The sequence below is a fragment of the Halobellus sp. GM3 genome, from assembly GCF_052545375.1.
In genome coordinates this window covers 96,063-116,789 of record NZ_JBQWLT010000004.1, presented here as the reverse complement: position 1 = coordinate 116,789, position 20,727 = coordinate 96,063, and the positions used below count along the sequence as shown (strand labels likewise).

The following is a 20,727-nucleotide window of genomic DNA, read 5'->3' as shown; positions in this document are numbered from 1 at the left end:
CACCGGAGGTCTACACGGTGGAAATCTCAGATAAACTCCTGTGTCTGTTCAACGCGGACGTTCGCGCCGAAGAGGACCGATACGTCGTCGAAGTACCCAAGCGCGAAGTCGAGACCGGATCAATAGAGCCCGGCGAGACGTACCGCGTCGCTCTCATCTCTCGTGCGGTCGAAGCGGCTTCCGAATCGACCGAGACGGAGCGACCGTCCACGGAGCCCCAGCCGCCGGTCGAGCCCGGCGAGCTGCGCTACGTCGAGATTGAGGACATCGGAAAGCAGGGCGACGGGATCGCCCGCGTGGAACGCGGCTACGTGATCATCGTCCCCGACACGGACGTCGGCGACCGGGTGAAGATCGAAGTCACCGAGGTCAAATCGAACTTCGCGGTCGGTGAAGTGATCGAAGAGGAGATCTAACCGCGTTCACACGGTCGTGGGCAACGCTCTGGGCGACGGCGGTCCGGCGGTCAGTCCGCGCGCGGGCGCTCTTCTCTCGGATACTTTCCTGTGAACGTCTCGAAGTCGATCTCGGGGCTCGGAACGGCCGTCACGGAGTCGTAGGGTCGGTTGACCACGATGTCGCCGGCGGTCCGGTCGCCGATCCCCGGGATCGCGGTGAGTTCGTCCATCGTGGCGGCGTTCGGGTCGAGCGGATACGGCACTCCGGTCACGGAACGGTAGCCGTGGTCGACGACCGCGATATCGATCGTCCGTCCCAACTCGCGCTCGCCGGGGAGTCCGACAAGAAGCGGGTACGTCCCCAGTTGGCGGCCGAACGTCCGCCCGTCTTGGTGGTACTCGAGGTGAACGTCCGGCAGGACCGTCCCGACAGGCGCGAGTCGGCGCAGCATCGGGCGATCGATCTCCTCGCGGATCTCGCGTTTGTACTGTTTGAAGCGCTTCTTGTGCTCGCGCGCGATCGCGACGCCCTCGTCGGCCATCTCGGTCCCCTCGAAGGCCATCACCTGCCGGATGTTGATCCGGCGGACCATCAGCCCCGCGTCGTAGACGCGTTCGAGAAAGCGCTTGTTGTGCTCGAACGTCTCCGCGCGCTCGCCCTTGAGTCCGTGCAGGAGATTGATCCCGGGGAGGAGTTTCGGCAGGCGGTTCGCGGCTTCGGCGCCGTGTGTCGGCGCGTCGCCCGGGTCGTCGCCCGGTCGCCAGCCTGCCACCTCGTTGACGATCTTCACGGCCTCGAAGCACTCGTCGGCGGTGACGTTCAGGTGGTTCTCCTCTTGGACGACGGGGTCTGCGGACTCCAAGCCGAACGCGGCCGTGTCGCCGGGGGTGTTGTGCTCGGCGATGATCCGGATGCCCTCCCTCGATCTCTCGGGCCAGTTCACCACCGTGATCGGGTTCATATTGTCGAGATGTAGCGTCCCGAGATCGGGTGCGACCTCGCGGATCCCGCCGTAGAGTCGCCGGAGAGCGTCGGGATTCGGGGCTTCGCCGTCGCCGCCGTACGCGAGGATGTCGGCCTGGCGGCCGATTCGGAGGTGCCGCACACCCCGCTCGTAGAGCGCCTCGACCTCGCCGACGACCGACTCGGGGGTGCGAAACGACGGGTCGCCGTACATCGGCTCCGTGCAGAACGAACACCGGTACGCACAGCCCCGGGAGGTCTCCAGTTCGCAGATGAGGTAGTCGGGGTGGTTCGGGTGCTGTTCGACGACGAACGCGCCCTTCGCCGCCCAGCGGTCCAGTTCGTCGTTGTCGCGGTAGCGGTTCTCGAACCCCTCGAGGCCGCTGTCGACGAGGTCGTAGGCGGCGGCCTCGACGTCGGCCATCGCGAGGTAGTCGTAATCGAGGTCCTGTCGGCGCATCTCTTGGGCCCCGGCGTTCTCCTCGCCGACGCCGAAGCGGATGGGACCGCCGATCACGGAGACGCCCTCGGCGACCCACGCCAGTTCGCGCACCTCGTCGGGCTCGGCGGGCGTCCCCCCGACGTACTTCCCGGGGACGGTCATCCCGCCGAGGTAGACGAAGAGGTCCGCGTCGGCCACGTCGGCCCACTTTCGTCTCTCCTCGCGGAGTTCGTCGATCGTGTGGTAGGTGACGTTTTCCGCTTTGACGCCGGCGTCGACGATCGCACCGGCCGTAACGCGCGGGTACGTCGAGAGATACGGCGGCACGCCGAAGTGCGCCGGCTCGTCGACGTACCCGTCGACGAGCGTCACGGAGAGATCGGCCGGATCGGTCATAGCGGGACACAGGCGGCCGAGCGGTAAAACGCTCACTCTCTGCGGACAAGATAGCGTAAAAATAAATCCTCTTGATGATACGCTGCGATCAAGTCGGTGGATACGTCATCAATGTGCCTGAAGTGGAATCCACTCTCGTTGACGCGAGCGTCCCATATGGACTAGAATCTCACGAGGGTTTGTCTGAAACGTTCCTCGGCTTGCATTCCGGGGTGCAGATTCTGGTGCTTCAACCCCACAAGGGTTCGTCTGAAACCACAGAAGGACTTGCATCCGCGCTTGGCCTGCAGTTGCTTCAACCCCACAAGGGTTCGTCTGAAACACTGATGTCGTCGTGGTCGTCCGAGTCGTGGTCCTCGCTTCAACCCCACAAGGGTTCGTCTGAAACTATCTCCGGCCGTCTGCGTCGCGGGCGGGTGCGTGGTGCTTCAACCCCACAAGGGTTCGTCTGAAACTGTGCGTCGTGCTCGCGGGAGAACTTGATACACGTTGCTTCAACCCCACAAGGGTTCGTCTGAAACCCCGGCATCGGCCACAAGTTGGGAGTTTGAGTAGGGGCTTCAACCCCACAAGGGTTCGTCTGAAACGACGCGGTCGCTCATCAACTCGGACGCGGGCACCGGCTTCAACCCCACAAGGGTTCGTCTGAAACTTCCTCGCGCACGTCGCCCTCCCACTCGCGACCGGAGCTTCAACCCCACAAGGGTTCGTCTGAAACTTGCTCGATGACTTCGAGCGGCGGGCACAGGGACGAGCTTCAACCCCACAAGGGTTCGTCTGAAACACCGAGTGAGACCGCGATCTATCAAGCCCTCCGTGCTTCAACCCCACAAGGGTTCGTCTGAAACAACACTGTTCCAGTGCGGGAGTCGCAAGCGCAGAACGCTTCAACCCCACAAGGGTTCGTCTGAAACCTTCGACGTACTCGGCGAACTCCTCCGAATCGGTGCTTCAACCCCACAAGGGTTCGTCTGAAACCCGCCGTGGGGAGTTCGACCGTCGTGCCGTTGACGCGCTTCAACCCCACAAGGGTTCGTCTGAAACTCGCTGTTCCCCTACCGCCCCGCGAGGTTCGACTGCGCTTCAACCCCACAAGGGTTCGTCTGAAACGGCCGACGCTGCGCTCAAACGAGAGGCCCGCCGTGGCTTCAACCCCACAAGGGTTCGTCTGAAACGGGCTGCCGCTGCCGTCGTAGACGATGACGTTGAGCGCTTCAACCCCACAAGGGTTCGTCTGAAACCGTGCCTGAACAAGACAGCAATGAGCACGCAAGGAGGCTTCAACCCCACAAGGGTTCGTCTGAAACCCCGTATCAGAAGATCCGCTGGACCCAGAGGAAGCTTCAACCCCACAAGGGTTCGTCTGAAACAATCCGTATTGGAGAGGCCAAACACCACTACCGGGCTTCAACCCCACAAGGGTTCGTCTGAAACTGGGAGTTCAATGATAACGAGTATGACCTGCTCGTTGCTTCAACCCCACAAGGGTTCGTCTGAAACAGTGGCGACCTCAAAGATATGTTCCGGGGGGCCGAAGCTTCAACCCCACAAGGGTTCGTCTGAAACAACGTGGACATTCAGGATGCGGATACACAGACTGCTTCAACCCCACAAGGGTTCGTCTGAAACACCGACGATGTGGCGACTGGACGTGTCGCTCTCGTGGCTTCAACCCCACAAGGGTTCGTCTGAAACCATTCCGTTTCATCCGTAGTACCTCGCAAACGTGCTTCAACCCCACAAGGGTTCGTCTGAAACAAGCGCCATACGATAAGTGCTGGATGGAAATCGGCGCTTCAACCCCACAAGGGTTCGTCTGAAACGCCGACGTATCGGGCGCTCGCACTCGACGAGGACGGCTTCAACCCCACAAGGGTTCGTCTGAAACTCTCTGGTTGTCGGAATAGAACCAGAGCAAAGCCTGCTTCAACCCCACAAGGGTTCGTCTGAAACTGATGCGGCTGATGGGTGCGTACCCCTCACCAGACGAGCTTCAACCCCACAAGGGTTCGTCTGAAACATGGCACGCGAGATAGTGACGTTATCGTTAGAGCCGGCTTCAACCCCACAAGGGTTCGTCTGAAACCCGGCAATCGGCAACCTCCCGTTACATTTCGAGGTTGCTTCAACCCCACAAGGGTTCGTCTGAAACCCTCAACCTGAACCGCCCTCGCGAAGAGGACTCGCTTCAACCCCACAAGGGTTCGTCTGAAACCGCCTTCGACTTCTCCCAGCCTGAGTTCTCCGAGAAGCTTCAACCCCACAAGGGTTCGTCTGAAACACGCTTCGTCGTCGACGAGCGCTTGATAGAGCTCGCTTCAACCCCACAAGGGTTCGTCTGAAACCGTCCAAAGTGTCGGCCAACTTCTCGTCGACGGGGGCTTCAACCCCACAAGGGTTCGTCTGAAACCATAGATTGATGTCCTCCTGGCGGCAGGGCACTCGAAGCTTCAACCCCACAAGGGTTCGTCTGAAACTATCTCTGTGTCTTGATCGTAGACCGTAACATTTTGCTTCAACCCCACAAGGGTTCGTCTGAAACTTCGGGCGTCTCGGGTTCCTGGGTTTCAGGCTGCTGGCTTCAACCCCACAAGGGTTCGTCTGAAACTTGGTTTTGAATACTTAACCCCGAATGTAAGACAAGCTTCAACCCCACAAGGGTTCGTCTGAAACGCTACGTAGTCCAAATCAGGGTGACTATCCGGCTTTGCTTCAACCCCACAAGGGTTCGTCTGAAACTTCTTGCTGCGTGACGATATGGCTTTGTTTATCCAGCTTCAACCCCACAAGGGTTCGTCTGAAACGACGACCGTTAGCACATTCCCAACCGACGCAAACGGCGCTTCAACCCCACAAGGGTTCGTCTGAAACAACACGCTCACAATAGATACAAGCGCACTTGACGAAGCTTCAACCCCACAAGGGTTCGTCTGAAACGATATGGAAACCTTAGAATCAACGAGATATGAGGTTGCTTCAACCCCACAAGGGTTCGTCTGAAACTCGGCGTTCTTAACGGTCACGTCGTTATCAGGGAACGCTTCAACCCCACAAGGGTTCGTCTGAAACCGGGGGATTGACACCCGCGTTGACGCGCTTGAGGCTGCTTCAACCCCACAAGGGTTCGTCTGAAACTTAAGGTTCGCGGTTCACGACCTGTTCTCGTGGGGCGCTTCAACCCCACAAGGGTTCGTCTGAAACTTTGTTGGGCTGATATTGGCCCTTGGTTTTTCGGGACGCTTCAACCCCACAAGGGTTCGTCTGAAACCTTTGGATCGGATCTTTCGGTTTCAGACGACGGGGATGCTTCAACCCCACAAGGGTTCGTCTGAAACGCTGAAACTAACCATTATTGAAACGCTCGCTTTCGTGCTTCAACCCCACAAGGGTTCGTCTGAAACGTTAGCGACGATCGCGGTCGTGACTCGCGGATCGGCTTCAACCCCACAAGGGTTCGTCTGAAACTAGTCTCGGATGAATAACTTACAGCCGTCTTTATGAGCTTCAACCCCACAAGGGTTCGTCTGAAACCGCGCCCCAAGACATTAGCTCGAATTAGGCGAAGTCGCTTCAACCCCACAAGGGTTCGTCTGAAACGCTGGGGTTGGATCTTGAACTCTAAGCCCTCGGTCGCTTCAACCCCACAAGGGTTCGTCTGAAACCAACCAGAGGATATGACCCAAAAGGAGTGGTTCGGTGCTTCAACCCCACAAGGGTTCGTCTGAAACTCTCTGACATAATTAGCGCCCGCCAGTGCGTCCGCGCTTCAACCCCACAAGGGTTCGTCTGAAACGAGCCTACGACCGAGATAGAAGAGACACAGACACAGGCTTCAACCCCACAAGGGTTCGTCTGAAACTATAGTGACGTAGCGTAATATCTAATCTGTGTCGGCTTCAACCCCACAAGGGTTCGTCTGAAACATGACGCCTATCCCGTCCGGCGTATCCACGACTTCCGCTTCAACCCCACAAGGGTTCGTCTGAAACTGGGTCTCGGTTCGAGGTTCGGACTTCCCGTGAGTGGCTTCAACCCCACAAGGGTTCGTCTGAAACCGTCGTCGGCACAGGTGGGCGTCCCGCTCGCCACCAAGCTTCAACCCCACAAGGGTTCGTCTGAAACCTCCCAATAGAGGAGGTTGACGCCTGGCCGTGGGGGCTTCAACCCCACAAGGGTTCGTCTGAAACTGTTTGATCCGTTCAATAATCTCTTCAACGTCGATTGCTTCAACCCCACAAGGGTTCGTCTGAAACCGGTCGCCTGACAAGCCCTCGACGGCGTCGGTGAAGCTTCAACCCCACAAGGGTTCGTCTGAAACCACGGCGATTACATCCCAGACGGCGAGCAGCACTGCGCTTCAACCCCACAAGGGTTCGTCTGAAACGAGTGGTCGGATACTTCGTCCCCAGTGAGAACGTGCTTCAACCCCACAAGGGTTCGTCTGAAACGAACTCGGATCTGAGGCAACCGACAAAGCGATTGCTGCTTCAACCCCACAAGGGTTCGTCTGAAACTCTTTACCTCATCACCGGGCATAGTTCCTCTACCGTGCTTCAACCCCACAAGGGTTCGTCTGAAACTGGGAGAGTGGCCTTGCCGCAGCCCCGTTCGGCGCTTCAACCCCACAAGGGTTCGTCTGAAACCGGGGGCGCACAGTCCCAAGTCAACTCGATACTGGCGCTTCAACCCCACAAGGGTTCGTCTGAAACCCCTCTTTGTCGTAGTTGGCCGTGATGCCTTCGTACTGCTTCAACCCCACAAGGGTTCGTCTGAAACGCGGTTGTCGCTATCGCATAGAGTCGCAAACAAAGAGCTTCAACCCCACAAGGGTTCGTCTGAAACTGGTTGCAACTCATCAAAGCGTTCCTTATCACTCTTGCTTCAACCCCACAAGGGTTCGTCTGAAACTTGATTTGCTCAGTCCGTCGCTTTTGATTGGCGGCGCTTCAACCCCACAAGGGTTCGTCTGAAACTACGGAACGCTATCGAACCCGTGGCGACCACTCGACGGCTTCAACCCCACAAGGGTTCGTCTGAAACAGTCCGGGCGCGCGGTTCGAACTCGTCTATACGCTCGCTTCAACCCCACAAGGGTTCGTCTGAAACTACGGCGGGAAAGCGATCTGCCCAAGCTGTGATGGGGCTTCAACCCCACAAGGGTTCGTCTGAAACCCTGATCGGTATTAGGTGTGGTGTCGTCCTGAGCCGGCTTCAACCCCACAAGGGTTCGTCTGAAACTACACCACGGACGACGGCACCGAATACACGATTGATGCTTCAACCCCACAAGGGTTCGTCTGAAACGCCGGTTGGGACCGTATCCGGTCGTACCAGTCCTCGCTTCAACCCCACAAGGGTTCGTCTGAAACGGCGCGAAAGACTACCACCACGGTCAGTCTGACGTGCTTCAACCCCACAAGGGTTCGTCTGAAACAACAGAAAGAAGAACTTGGCGGACTTGCAGACGACGCTTCAACCCCACAAGGGTTCGTCTGAAACGCACTAGGGCATTTGTCCGTAGGTCTTCAATCGTGCTTCAACCCCACAAGGGTTCGTCTGAAACATCTTAGCCTTCGGGAAAGAGCGAGCCGAACAGACGCTTCAACCCCACAAGGGTTCGTCTGAAACGGCGGTATCGACTCGTATGGAGTTGCCGAAGGCACGGCTTCAACCCCACAAGGGTTCGTCTGAAACTTTCTATCGTTTACAAGTGTCACTGTCATTATTGCTTCAACCCCACAAGGGTTCGTCTGAAACGAAGCTCAATTGAGTGTCACGGGCGACTTTTCGTATGCTTCAACCCCACAAGGGTTCGTCTGAAACTAGGTTCGGAGTTGAGCCGCTGGATGACCCTCCTTCGGCTTCAACCCCACAAGGGTTCGTCTGAAACCACCTCCCCCCAGAATTTGACATAATCGCCTTGGATGCTTCAACCCCACAAGGGTTCGTCTGAAACACGGCTGGGGGCTCGACATCGACGGTACCACGATCTCGCTTCAACCCCACAAGGGTTCGTCTGAAACCACGTCGGGCACCACGTCGCGTCGTCGTGGTCACGCTTCAACCCCACAAGGGTTCGTCTGAAACCGTGACTGCGATTTGGCGTGGTGCTTATAACCGAGGCTTCAACCCCACAAGGGTTCGTCTGAAACCAGTGAGGTGGACACAATGACCGAACCAGAACAAGCTTCAACCCCACAAGGGTTCGTCTGAAACGGGATCATGTCACGGCGTCGGGGTATCAGGCCGCCAGCTTCAACCCCACAAGGGTTCGTCTGAAACCACGACGAAACCCGGTGGCGAACACGGCTCGGACGCGCTTCAACCCCACAAGGGTTCGTCTGAAACTTGCTGTGACGAGTGTGCCGGGTCCGTCCGGTCTTGCTTCAACCCCACAAGGGTTCGTCTGAAACTTATCAGACCCATCGCCAGTGTACTCCCAAACGTAGCTTCAACCCCACAAGGGTTCGTCTGAAACTCGTGTCTGCATCATCTGTAGACACTATCTGAAGTGCTTCAACCCCACAAGGGTTCGTCTGAAACGCGGACCTCGGTATCAATCCCGTAGGCGGGCAACTGCTTCAACCCCACAAGGGTTCGTCTGAAACTCTTTTTGTCCTGCCAGTTGACCCACTCCTCGGTGCTTCAACCCCACAAGGGTTCGTCTGAAACGCCCTCTACCACCCGAAACTAGAGGTTTCGTTTCAGACGCTTCAACCCCACAAGGGTTCGTCTGAAACCCGGTTAGTACCTCGTCGTACGCTTGGGGCTCCGTGCTTCAACCCCACAAGGGTTCGTCTGAAACCCACCACCTTCCACCAAATCGTTCGGTCGTCAGGCGCTTCAACCCCACAAGGGTTCGTCTGAAACCAGTTGGGCGTCGATATTTCGCTCACTACTACAGTTCTGCTTCAACCCCACAAGGGTTCGTCTGAAACCGCCGGAATTAGACAGTGCAACGATCACGGTACCCGCTTCAACCCCACAAGGGTTCGTCTGAAACACGGACCTGCTGGCGGCAGACGGGTACGAGAAGCTGCTTCAACCCCACAAGGGTTCGTCTGAAACTATGCCCAATACACGGGCTATAGACTCCGTACATTGCACACTGACACAAATGTTTCCATCGACCACCAATACTCGCTATGGCCAAGGGGGTCGATGGTCGAAAATCGTTACTAAATAAATCTACTCTCTTCCGCAGGATCGTCACCATACACCGTTCGATTGAGCAGTGTGTCCGAGGAGAGTTCGTAGACGATTACACTCTCACCGGGGAGGAGTAGATCTTCGATCGCGTTCTCCAGCGCGGTCAAATCACCTTCAGTAATCTGCCCTTCGAGGACGGAATTTTGGACGTGAGTGAGATAGCGACGGCCGAGTTTGAGCATTTTCTGCGTGCGGTCGGCCTCCATATCGTACACGAGAACGACGTACATTACCACCACCTCCGGAAGGCCTCATACGGTTCACCGGCCAAGAGGTGCTTTTTGAGTTTATACGCTTCGAGGCGCAAGAGATACTGATAGCTCACCTTCCGGTCGAGTTCCGGATGCTCGATAGTCTCTTCGAGCGTTTCCTCGAAGGCCTTCGTGTACGTTTTGCGTCCGCGTTCGGTGAGGAGACAAGAGCCCACTTCCGATCTGAAATCCTCAGCGGAGAGCTGCCGGCGGTTCAGTAACCGGAACATAACCCGATCGGCCAACAACGGCTTGAACAGATCGGCGACGTCCAATGACAACGAGTATCGCCGCTCTCCCGGTTCGTGGAGATAGCTCACTGAGGGGTCGAGCGCAGTCGCGCGGATCGCTGAAACACAGTTTGCATAGACGAGCGCGTTGCCGAAAGAGATGACACTGTTCACCTCGTTCGGCGGCGGGTTGAACCGACGAGTGCCAAACGCGAAGTCATTCGGGAGAATGGGCTCGAACGTCGCGTAATACGCCTTCCGAGCAGTCGCCTCAACGCCCATCAACTCGGACACGGACTCCGTGGCAGAAACACGTTCAGCAGCGACATCTAACTCGCCAAGCGCGTCCTCGAGATCGCGATCGCGGCTATCGTAGTACCGAACGTTCGCCCGCATATTATGAATGCTCCCCGCGACGAACTCACGAGCGATCTCAAGTCGGTGAATCTCATCTTCATACGCATTCACCTGTGCAACCACAGTACGTCCGGATGTCTGTCCCTTCTTCGGCATTACTGACCCAGAGTAGTAGTCGTTCCATCCGAAAACGTGTGCAGCGATCCCGTGGTCGTTGAGAAACGAAATAAGTCGGGTGTTGAAATCGATCTGACCGTGAAGGAATACGGCCTCGGCGTGTTCGACGGGGAGATGGTTCTTTTCGCCGCTCTCAGTGACGACGCGCAGGGTGTCGTCCCGGCGTTCGATGCGTCCGTCAGAGAAGACGTGATAGTTGCGGTCCATTGTTAGCACCAACAAAAGTCGTGGTAGGCACACGACGAGCAGAACGGCTTCTCACTCGCAGGCGGCGGTTGCTCGCACGTCACGACGGCGTATATCCCTCGTATCGCGTCCTCGACTTTCTCTCGCCGTTCGGTCGTCAGTTCGATCGGTTCGCGTTTCCGTTCGGTCGGATGCGCGAGGACGCCGTCACGTTCGACGCCTGCGATTTCCGCGAGATACCAGAGATAGTACGACAGCTGCATTCGTGCCGGCTCCTCCAGCGTCGAAGACGGTTTGACTTCGACGACGCGCCCGTCCTGTAAGAGATCGAGCGAGATCATTCCCAACGAGAGGTTCTCGCGTTCGGACTCGTACGCTGTCTCGTCAACGCGAGTACCGCGGACGACTGCCGTGTTCTCGCGGTCGATTTCGAGATAGCGACTTGCGAACCAGAGTTCCCGTTCACAGACGTGGAAATACTGCATCATCACCCCAGTCACGCGGAACGGATCGTCCACCGGCTCGCCAGTTGCAGTTCGTTTCAACTGTTCAATCGGGTACTCTCCCCGGGAGCCGAGCTCTGACGTGTCTGTCCCGGTTACGTCCGAGGAACCAGTCACAACAACCGCGCCTCCGCAGACGTGTCAGGGACACGGACTCCCTCGGTCGCGTTGAAATAGGATGTGTGTCGGCCGTGTCGGGTGTCAAGTTGTACCCGTTCGGCATCGGCATAGAGTCGTTCGAGGTGGGCCAGCGGCCCAGTCGCGTCCGCGGCGCTGTAGACGGGGATCGACACCTGTAGCGGCGAGAACTGGTCGACGAGGGCGTCTAATCGGTCCCACTCGAAGGCGGCGACGGCCTCACGAACCTCCGTAAGCTGTTCAGACTCGCGGGCAGTCCGTGCCACCACGACGTCGACAGCACGGCGCTCGTCGATCAGCGAGAGCCTTCCGAGCGTTTCGGCGTCAGCCCGGTCGACGTAATCGACGTATTCTCCTCTCCCGACGTTACGCGTATCGAGCATCCCGAAGTATGCTTCGACCGCGTCGCGAGTGACGACCGGCTCGGGGATCGGGGCCCCGTCGTAAACCTGATTGAGCGCGAGGGCCGTCAGTTTCGTCAGGCTATCGCCCTGGCGGTCGTAGACTGCCGTGGACGGCGTCTCTTCGCGGTCCTGTGGCGGGGCAAGCGTCCACACGGTGACGCGACCGCGGTCGCGATCGAACGATCGGTTGCACCGTCCAGCCGCTTGGACGAGGCTGTCGAGCGGTGCGAAATCTCGAACGACTTCGTCGAAGCTGACGTCGACGCCGGCTTCGACGAGCTGTGTCGACACGAACGCAATGGGAACACCGCGTTCGGTGAGCGTACTCGCCACCTCGATGAGATGGGCCCTGTCGACAGGGCGATGCCGCGTCGTCAGGTGAACGACGAGTGGAACCCCGTCTTCACGGCGGTCGAGCACCGTTTGGATCGTCCCGCCCGCATCTAACTCCGCGGTGACACCCTGATGGCTGCGGAGCCGTTCGTCGTACACCTCGTTGACGTTGATCGCATCACACCGATGAAGGAGAGTGGTAGCGAGTTCCCGAGCGCTGTCGATCGTGTTGCAGATGGAGAGGACCGACGAACCGCCATCCAGTCGTTCTGTCAGAACCCGTGCCGCATCCTCGTACGACACCGGCTCGGTGCGGCCATCGAGCGTTGCTTCGGCCGAGTGATGAAGCTCGAAGACGAGCCGGTCGAGCGGCTCGAAGTACGGGTCCGGATCTCCGATAAGTTCGAGTGGCGTCCCGTCCGCGGTGAACAGTTTCGGTTGCGTTGCCGTCATCGAGATGACTGTCGCGCCGTATCTCTCGGTGAGCGTCTCCGCGAGGCGTTCGACGAGCGGCCACCAGTCGAGTGGGAGTGCCTGCGGTTCATCGAGAACCACGACCGAACCGTACAACGACGGCAACTTCATCGAACGGCCGTTCGAGGGTCCAGCGAGACTCTCGAACAGCTGGACGAACGTCGTCACGACGAGCCCGCTCCGCCAACTCTCACCGAGCATCGCGGCGAGCGTTTCCCTCTCATCGCTAGGGACCGTTTCCGGATCGTCCGGGAGGTCAACGACTGTTTCTGCCAAGTGGTGGTCGACGGTAAGAAGGTCGCCACCGTCCTCGGTGGGGAAGACGTCCCGGCTGACTTCGGCGACTTGGTCGATGATCGACGTAAACGGGAGCGCGTAGACGACGCGACCGTCCCCCTCCTGTTGGCGAAGGACGGTGAGCGCCGCGTCGAGCCCCGAGAGCGTTTTTCCGAGGCCCGTCGGGAGCGTGAGCGTCGCGATCGACTCCGCAGAGCGGGCGAATTTCTCCGCCCGACCCCGGATGCGACGGCGCGCGCGTTCGCGGTCTTGGTTCAGCTGTCGCGTCGTCTCGTCGAGGTCGTCCGCGGCCGCGTCCAGCAGAAGCCCCTCGACGTGTGCGTCGATGGCAGAACGGGACGGGACTGTGGCATCGAACGCGTCGGCCCCCATTTCGATACCGGTACTTAGCGACGCTGCGCTCGTCTTGTCCGCGAAGACGAGTGCGCTCCACACCTGCAGGACTGCATCGTAAAACCGGTCCGAGAGTCGGTCCGGTTCCCGTGCGGTGAGCGCTCGACCGCTGAGAACGTGCGCTGCAACGGCGCGGTGAACTCCGTTCTCACGGGCGGTGTCCATCCGTTCACGGAACTCGGCCCACGACCCCTCGCCGTCGGTCGCACGCCGGATTAGCTCGTCCGCGAGATCCGGAACCGTCTCGTCGATGTTGTCGACCTGCGCGAATACGTCGGATCTGAACAACTGCTTCGCACGACTCCCGGTCATACTCGCTGTCGACCGTTCGACGTACTCCGCCGTGTCCGGAAGCCGTCCGTGGTGCCGGGCGACCGCGAGGAACCCGACGAGGGGATCATCGCCGTCGAAGCCGGACACGGAGAGCACGTAGTGGGCGACGAGCGCCCCAACGGGTGCGTGGTGTGTCGGCTCTGTGGGGTCGTCCCCATCGAAGTGAGCTTGGAACCACGAGGAGAGCTTCCCGAAGTCGTGAACGAACGCGACTCGACGCGCCAGTTCTCGCACCGAGTTCCCGTCGGGCGTCGCCCCATGTCCCGGGACGAGTCCCGCAACGCTGTTGGCGACGTCTTCCAAGTGGCAATCGAGCGGGATCGGTTCGCGGTTCGGACCGCGATGCGACGGCCGGTCTCGGAAGTCGCTCATTCGAAGATCACTCGTCGACCGTCCACTTCGACGGCCTCGACGTCGGTCACCGACAGTGACTCCCCCGCCGGGGAGTACGCGACCGTGAGGAACTCTGTCGTCGTTCGACCCCCGCTGTCAGCCGCCATATACCCGGGGGAACGCTCCACGCGCACCTGCGTTTCCGGCTCCATCACGACGTCGTCGACCGCGTTGATGATCACGGAGTCGACGCGGACATCCGCCGACTCGACTGATGTAACGTCGAACTCGCCGAGATAATCCACCTCAGCCAAGTGTTCCGAGAGGCCGAGACTCGGCGGGTAGTAACTCGTTCCCGCCGCAAGCCGGTCGCGTAACCGCTCGTAGAGCCCGTCGTCGCCGAGTCGGAGGTCGACGCGATACGCCGGCTCGACGAGCAATTCGTAGTTGTGCTGTTGTCGGAGTTCGGTCGGGTCGGGAAGAGAGACTCGCGCGTGGCCCCTCGACGGGACCGTCTTGAGGTGTTCCTTCGCCGTCGAGAGCGTATTCTGCGGGACGTTCATCGTCCGCAGTTCGGCGAGCGGCTCGATGGCCATCGCCGAGACGGCGGGGCCGAACGCCTCGTAGTACTGATCGCGACCGATTCCGAGGATGGCGGCGACAATCCCCGCCACTGTCGTCCGCGGCGGGATGCGGTACGTCTGCTTGACGATGTTTCCCTCGACGCGACGGAAGTGCGCCCACGGACCCCGAATCTCGAAGGAGAGACACGTCTGCGGGAGCGCCGTACCCTCCTTCGAGCCACGTGAGGTGTCCTCCGTTCCACCATCGGCGTCGCCCCAGTTCTCCAGCGAGCGTTGACTCATCAGTCCTCTGCCGCGGTCGGCATCGTTTCGGGAGCCTCCTCGTACACGTCGACGACGTCGACCCTTGCGGTCCCGAGTCGGTCGCGAAGCGCTTCGTAGACCCCGTGAGACCCACGGTCGTCGCCGGGCGTGAGGAGCTCGCCGTCCGCACTCGCTTCGAACACGTCGCTGGCTGCGACTCGAACGCCCTCGATCCGGTCGGCGTTGCGTTCGAGACGGGACAGGAGGTCGCTCAGATCGACAGTCAGATCGCGAATAGTGCGGACCTGCTCGATCGGCTCCGAATGCCCCGCGTCGACGCCGAGGTCGCGGGTCAGTCCGCCGAGGTGGTAGCCCTCATCGGCGTATTCGACGCGCAGGTACAGACGCGGCTCCTGTCCCACCTTGCTGCGACTGATCGTCTGATTCTTCAGCGCGCGCCAACAGAGCGTATCGAGTCGCTTCACGTCAGCCGGCGAGAGTTTCGTATCCGCCGCCCCGTGTTCGTCGACGAGGCCGTGAAACGCCACGAACCCGTACTGGATACGGTGGTCGTCGAGGTCGAACCCGCCCTGCTCTTTGTCCGCGCCGGTCGCGATAACGCTCGTGAGACTGTTGTACTCCTCGTTCTCCTGAACGGGGTGGATGGTCTTTCCCGGAGAGAACTGAACGGGACCGGTGAAGTGATCTGGGAGGTAGTCCTCGAACCCCTCGTATTTCCCTTGGAGGTCGAGGCTCATCGTCGCTCCGAAGTATCGGACGTCGGCGGCGTCGTCGAGGAACGCGCCGAAGATATCCTCACGCAGTTTCGCCTCCCCCTCCTCGTTGAGATCACCGAGGTCCCACTCGTCGGGGTCCAGCCCCTTGAGCCGGTCACGGAGGAGTTCCCACCGCTCGGACTGGTTTCCTTTTTCGTTTTTCACGTTCCGGACGTAGACGCCGTGGCCGTCCGCGTCGAGTTGGTCACGGAGGTAGCGCTTCAGACGGACGTCCGTGACGACTGCCTGCTGCGTCTGCGGATCGATCCGTGGCCGGTTCGCTCCGCTGAGAGGGTTCCCGTTCGGATTGGCGTCGACGGCGTCATAGCAGAAAACGATCTCTGAGCGGTGCTGTACGGGGTCGTAGCTGTCGTCGGCGTAGGCGTGTTCAGTCATCTGAGATCTCCGTGGCAGTCGCGTCTTCTTCGGTGGCCGATTCTCCCTCGGAGCCGTCGGTAGTCCAGTTGTTCATCCCGTAGGAAACACCTAGTGCGTAGTAGTAGCGGAGGTCGGTCGTATCGATCTCCCACGCCCCGTCCTCGCCGACTCGCGGCAGGATCTCGACGAGTTCGGTGACGACCTCCCCGTACATCGTCGAGGCGAGACCGTTTTCGCGGGAGTAGACGACGTTCTTGTCGAGGACGTCGCTCGCGAGGCGCTTGACTTTCGTCCCCGTGATCGCCTTGATCGGGTACTGATCGACGAGCGTCGTCGAACGGTTTTCGCTCACCTGCTGATAGCCGGTGACTTGGCCGACGAGGACGCCGAGCAAGAACCCCCCGCGCCGCTCCGGGCTCTCCGGAGAGAGCGCGGGAGTCTGATCGAGGAACTGTTCGAGCTTCGCTTCGCGCTTTTCGCGGGGCGATCCCCCGTCGGCGCGGGCGCGTGTGTCTGTCGCGTGTGTCATATCGGTGTTCGTATACGCGGTCGGTTTCGTCAGCGATTCGTCGTCACCAGTCAGTGCGCCAGCGGTCGCAAGGGCACACAGTTGTGCGTACTGCGTCGCCACCCGAAAGGTCGGAAAGCTTTCTGCCCCCTCGTCGATCAATCGGTCGACGTACTCCTCGAGTAGGGTCTCGACGGGGATCTGATCGCCAGACAGCGCGCTCACGAGCGATTGGATCCGGAAGTCGTCCGCGGACGCCGACTGATCGTCGTCTGGTTTCGAGTACGTCGATTCGAAGTACCAGCCGCTCGCGATGGCTCCGAGTAGATACCGCTCGGTCCCATCGAGGAGGTCCCAACTCTCGTGTGTCGGAAGCGCGGGGCGCACGTCCGGATGAGGAAGCGTCGCCGTCGCGTCGAACACCCACGAGCTCGTGATCGCCTCGTGCGCGCCCGCGAGCTCGACAGGGTGGAGCAGTGAACAGCCCAACGAATCGCCGAAGACGTCGAACCGCTTCGTCTGGTGTTTCAACACCGCCGCGACGTAGAAGCGCATCCGTTCGGCGAGATCCGCGGTGGAGGGGCTTCGATGGTACGCGTTGTACGTCTCCTGTACGGGAGTCATATTTTCTGAATCGACCGCTCCGTATAGTATTTTGTACAACTCGCGTGCGTCTTCGGACGTCAGTCGGCCGAAGAAGTACGGGAGGTAGTAGACGTTCGATTCGAGCGTGTAGTAGCTACACGCGTCGACGAACGTCGAGGCGTTCATCAGCGTCACCGCGACGTCTTCGGAGACGGGATGCGTTCGCCACGCCTCGTCCGGGTCGAACCCGGGGAACTTCTCCAGCTGTTTGCCGAGGAAGTAGTTGAGCGGATCCTCCGCGGTGCCGACCGTCCGTCCGTACGCACCGGTCACGAGGTCCGTCGCGTCGCCCGCGGAGTTCGTCGCCTCGCCCTTCGAGACGAGTTTCGAGCGCTTGCGCTCCCGCATCGCGACGTTGAACACGTCGGTGCCGCAGGCGCCAGGGAGCTTGTAGTCGCCGTCCGCGTCGAGCTTCACGGCGACGGTCGTCAGTGATGTCGTCGGTCCGTTGATCCGTTCTGTGACCGCCTGGGTGATGTCATCGGCGATCCCATCACGCTCACCGAGCGCCGCGAGTGCCTCGACGATCCAACCGTCATCGTGGGCGGCGACTGCGTCCTGAATCACCTCGTCGGACGCCCACGCAGTGAGTCGTTCGGTCAGGTACTCGGCGATCTTCTCGGGCTCTTTTCCCTTCCCTGTTCGATGGGTGATGCTGTGGTCGAAGCCTCGAGCCGCGTTGAACCACGAGTGAGCGACGGGTTCGACGAGGTCGCGCGAATACGTCCGGAACCGAACGGGCTCGTCGGGATCGAGTCGCGGCTCGTTCCCGGTCAGATCGACTTGGAGTATGGCCAAGCTCTCGGACTCGCCGAACAGGTCGGTCGATTTCTCCGGCGTCAGGTACGGTGCGAACTCCCCGCCGCCCGCGGTCGCGAGCGTGTACAGCCTGCCGTACAGGTACTGCAAGTCACGAAGCGACGTGATTGGTCGATCGGGAAGCTCGGCGGCGAGTTCCTCGTCGTCGTACTCGTCGTCGAACTCGGAGGGACTGGGGAGGAGGCTCACTCGCCGTGCACCTCCTCGGCGAGGGCTCCGTACGGACCGCGCTTCTCGGAGACGTTGATAAAGCCGAGTCCGAGCCCGTTTCGCTCGCCGAGGCCACAGTCGAGGGCGAGGTTCAGGTGCCGTCGATGGTGGTCGTCCCGGACGGTGTACTGGAGCCGCCACTTGCTGAGGACGTACGTCATCGTCTGCCCCTGTGTCACCTCGACCGGGACGGCGAACGTTTTGATCAGTTCGTATCCGTCGAACAGTTCTCCCGGCCGGTCACTCGGTCCGGGAAGGTGTTCTAGTGCGTGGCGGGCGTGTTTCTGATCGAGATTCGAGGCCAATTGCTTTCGCAGCGGCTTTGTCCCATGCTCAGGCTGCCAGTAGACAGCAGTATCTTCACCGGGATGGGCGATGCCGTAGTCGTCACAACGCCACGGCGGGATCCGCACGAGCAGTCCGGTCCCGGTTTCGAGCACGCCCGAACTCCCGGGTTCCCCGACGTCAGGAGAAAGGACGGATAGATCCTCGACGGTGAACGGCATCTCCCCGACGTTGAGCTCCGGATATTCCTTGAGGTTCTCTGCGACGTGTGCGAGCAGCTCTTCGTCGGGAGACGCGACGAGCAGCGTGCGCTCATCGCCCTCGCGCATATTCCCCGGCGGAAAGGGGTTCGAGAAGACGAACCCCGGCGGCTCGTTCGTATCGTGAACGTCTTCGAAGGCCGTTCCCTCGAGCGCCCGCCACATCCGACCGCGTAGTTTGTGGTGATACGCGTTGTCGTACGCCGCGTCCGCCCGCGCCGAGAGGCGGGCTAAAACCCGCATACAGCGGAGCTCCGGCGCGTTTTATGTCGATTGGTATTCATTTATCGGTGATTGTTGATCTTATGTCGAGGTAATAAATATTTGCACCAGCCCACTCTGGGTTCATCTGAAACGTGGTGCGCCCAAGTTATTGCCTCCCGGACATTTTCTTCAACCCTAGATTGGTTCAGCGGAACCGATTTACGTACTAACAGACAATGCTAGTACGCTGGGAGACAGTTCCCGAAAGGGCTCTTTGCTAGCGTGCCCGGATACCGTGGATACACTTTCACTGTATCCACCGGGCGGTTCATTATCTTGGCATATATCTACCTTAACAGAGACACTGTGTGCCAGCCACTTAATATTTTATCTCGTTGCCTCCCGGTACATTTGAATTACTCATACATTGCCCGCACAACAATATTCAGATAACCTCCCATTCAAAGCGTAAGACCAGTTATCGGCGGTCCCAACCCGACGAGTATGCCCGATGACGCTATCGATATTCGATTACGACCCGTTCGGCCCGACGACGCCACGGCCGTCCGCGACATCTACGCGCCGTTCGTCCGCGACTCGCCGGCGACGTTCCGCACCGAGGTCCCGTCGGTCGCGAGCGTCGAAGCCGACATCCGCGAGACGCTGGCGGCCGAGGAGTACCCGTGGTACGTGGCGGTTCAGGGCGTCGGCGGCGACGGCCACGACCGCCGTGGCGACGAGGCCGACGACGTCGTCGGCTACGCCTACGGCAGCCAACTCCGCAAGCGGCCGGCCTACCGCTGGGCCGTCGAGACGTCCATCTACGTCGATCCCGACGCACACCGCGCCGGCATCGGGAGTCGACTCTACGATCGGCTGTTAGAGACGCTCCGTGAGCAGGGCTACTGCGCGGTGTTCGCCGCGCTGGGGATGCCGAACCCCGAGAGCGAGGCGTTCCACGAGCGTCGCGGCTTCGAGCGCGTCGGTCGCTTTCCCGCGGCGGGCTTCAAGCTGGGTGAGTGGCACGACGTCGTCTGGTATCACCGCCGCCTCCGCGAGCCGGCGGGCGAGCCGGCCGAACCGCGGCCGGTCTCGGCCGTCGACGGAGCGTTCGGGGAGTGTGACTGACCGCATAGTGATTCTCGCGAGCCCTCATAGAGTTCTCGTCGGACGGGGCAGCGAGAATTTCTGAACCGGTGAAAGAATCACTACCACTTTCCACAGCAGAACCGTCGCTATAGTAGCGTTTGCAAGTCTTCACTCAGCCGATCGCACGACTGCGTGCGTCGAATGCGCAATCAGTTGCAAACGCTACTATAGAATCAGTACGTCTCGACGGAAACGCCATCGAACAGCTCGAAATCGTCCACGTTCCGTGTGACCACCGTCGCGTTCGCCTCTTTAGCGACGGCGGCGATGAGGACGTCGGCAGCGAGGGAGTTGATCTTATCGCCGTTTATCTCCGGGTCACGGTGAAGTTCCGCTTCCAGTTCACCGGCGACGAACGCGTGGTCGACATCGAAGGGAACGGTCCGCACCCAATCGAACGTCGACCGGATCTCGTGTCTGTCGAGTTCCCCTTGGAGCGCCCGTCCGACGGCGATCTCCTCGAGGTTGAGCGTTGTCGTCACGAACTCGTGCTCCTCGTGTTCGTCGAGGTAGTCCGCTACCGCGTCGACGCCGCCCCAGTAGTGGATGAGAACGGTCGTATCAAGCAGCTTCATCAGGGTCCTCGTCGATAGTTGCTAGCTCCTCGAGGACCGTCCGCTGACGTGTTGTGAGTCCCTCGCTCGTCCGAGTACGGGAGCGTTCGACCGCTCGTTCCAAGTCACCCATCTCCTCGGAGTCCAGCGTCCCGAACCCCTCACGCCAGTCGACAGTCGCCTCGTCCAGCAATCGATCCACGAGGTCGGTAAAGCTCTCGTCGTCCCGCTTGCGGGCCTTCAACCGCTCGTACGCGTCGTCGCGCAGGCCGATCGTCTTCGTCCCCATATATT

At 60.1% G+C, this 20,727-nt stretch carries 13 protein-coding genes and 1 CRISPR repeat array; of the genes, 2 read left to right on the top strand and 11 right to left on the bottom strand.

Annotated elements, in window-relative coordinates:
• Positions 1-17 precede the first annotated feature (17 nt).
• The gene (locus tag ACT3HL_RS07950; protein WP_445086288.1) at positions 18-416 is read left to right on the top strand and encodes a TRAM domain-containing protein; all 399 of its coding nucleotides are present in this window, start codon (positions 18-20) and stop codon (positions 414-416) included.
• A gap of 50 nt (positions 417-466) precedes the next feature.
• On the opposite strand, the gene ACT3HL_RS07945 is transcribed toward ACT3HL_RS07950, so the two are convergent.
• The 9 genes from ACT3HL_RS07945 to cas6 form a co-directional block, all read right to left on the bottom strand.
• Positions 467-2,200 carry a radical SAM protein gene (locus tag ACT3HL_RS07945; protein WP_445086287.1) on the bottom strand — a complete coding sequence of 578 codons (1,734 nt, stop codon included), beginning with the start codon at positions 2,198-2,200 and terminating at the stop codon, positions 467-469.
• Between the two features lie 226 nt (positions 2,201-2,426).
• A CRISPR array of direct repeats spans positions 2,427-9,268; the repeat unit is 30 nt; unit sequence GCTTCAACCCCACAAGGGTTCGTCTGAAAC.
• A gap of 110 nt (positions 9,269-9,378) precedes the next feature.
• The gene (cas2, locus tag ACT3HL_RS07940; protein ID WP_445086286.1) at positions 9,379-9,639 is read right to left on the bottom strand and encodes a CRISPR-associated endonuclease Cas2; all 261 of its coding nucleotides are present in this window, start codon (positions 9,637-9,639) and stop codon (positions 9,379-9,381) included.
• On the bottom strand, positions 9,639-10,631 hold the full coding sequence (gene cas1b / locus ACT3HL_RS07935; protein WP_445086285.1) for a type I-B CRISPR-associated endonuclease Cas1b: 993 nt from the start codon (positions 10,629-10,631) through the stop codon (positions 9,639-9,641). The genes cas2 and cas1b overlap by 1 nt, the downstream gene beginning before the upstream one ends.
• 2 nt (positions 10,632-10,633) lie before the next feature.
• A complete protein-coding gene (locus tag ACT3HL_RS07930; RefSeq protein ID WP_445086499.1) occupies positions 10,634-11,164 on the bottom strand; it encodes a Dna2/Cas4 domain-containing protein in 531 nt (176 codons plus the stop codon).
• Positions 11,165-11,226: 62 nt separating this feature from the next.
• A complete protein-coding gene (locus tag ACT3HL_RS07925) occupies positions 11,227-13,857 on the bottom strand; it encodes a CRISPR-associated endonuclease Cas3'' (RefSeq protein ID WP_445086284.1) in 2,631 nt (876 codons plus the stop codon).
• The gene (cas5b, locus tag ACT3HL_RS07920; RefSeq protein WP_445086283.1) at positions 13,854-14,684 is read right to left on the bottom strand and encodes a type I-B CRISPR-associated protein Cas5b; all 831 of its coding nucleotides are present in this window, start codon (positions 14,682-14,684) and stop codon (positions 13,854-13,856) included. The genes ACT3HL_RS07925 and cas5b overlap by 4 nt, the downstream gene beginning before the upstream one ends.
• Complete coding sequence (cas7b, locus tag ACT3HL_RS07915) at positions 14,684-15,817, bottom strand: type I-B CRISPR-associated protein Cas7/Csh2 (RefSeq protein WP_445086282.1); 1,134 nt, start codon at positions 15,815-15,817, stop codon at positions 14,684-14,686. The genes cas5b and cas7b overlap by 1 nt, the downstream gene beginning before the upstream one ends.
• Entirely contained in the window at positions 15,810-17,960 is a 2,151-nt protein-coding gene (cas8b, locus tag ACT3HL_RS07910; RefSeq protein WP_445086281.1) for a type I-B CRISPR-associated protein Cas8b/Csh1, read from the bottom strand. Before cas8b ends, cas7b begins: the two co-directional genes overlap by 8 nt.
• Positions 17,957-18,769 (bottom strand): CRISPR-associated endoribonuclease Cas6, encoded by an 813-nt coding sequence (cas6, locus tag ACT3HL_RS07905; RefSeq protein WP_445086280.1) that lies wholly within the window; start codon positions 18,767-18,769, stop codon positions 17,957-17,959. Before cas6 ends, cas8b begins: the two co-directional genes overlap by 4 nt.
• Positions 18,770-19,234: 465 nt before the next feature.
• Between cas6 and ACT3HL_RS07900 the strand changes: the two genes are divergently transcribed.
• Positions 19,235-19,858 carry a GNAT family N-acetyltransferase gene (locus ACT3HL_RS07900; protein WP_445086279.1) on the top strand — a complete coding sequence of 208 codons (624 nt, stop codon included), beginning with the start codon at positions 19,235-19,237 and terminating at the stop codon, positions 19,856-19,858.
• A gap of 194 nt (positions 19,859-20,052) precedes the next feature.
• Here the strand turns inward: ACT3HL_RS07900 and ACT3HL_RS07895 are convergent, their stop codons facing one another.
• Positions 20,053-20,454 (bottom strand): PIN domain-containing protein, encoded by a 402-nt coding sequence (locus ACT3HL_RS07895; protein WP_445086278.1) that lies wholly within the window; start codon positions 20,452-20,454, stop codon positions 20,053-20,055.
• Positions 20,441-20,722 carry an antitoxin VapB family protein gene (locus ACT3HL_RS07890; RefSeq protein ID WP_445086277.1) on the bottom strand — a complete coding sequence of 94 codons (282 nt, stop codon included), beginning with the start codon at positions 20,720-20,722 and terminating at the stop codon, positions 20,441-20,443. The genes ACT3HL_RS07895 and ACT3HL_RS07890 overlap by 14 nt, the downstream gene beginning before the upstream one ends.
• Positions 20,723-20,727 lie beyond the last annotated feature (5 nt).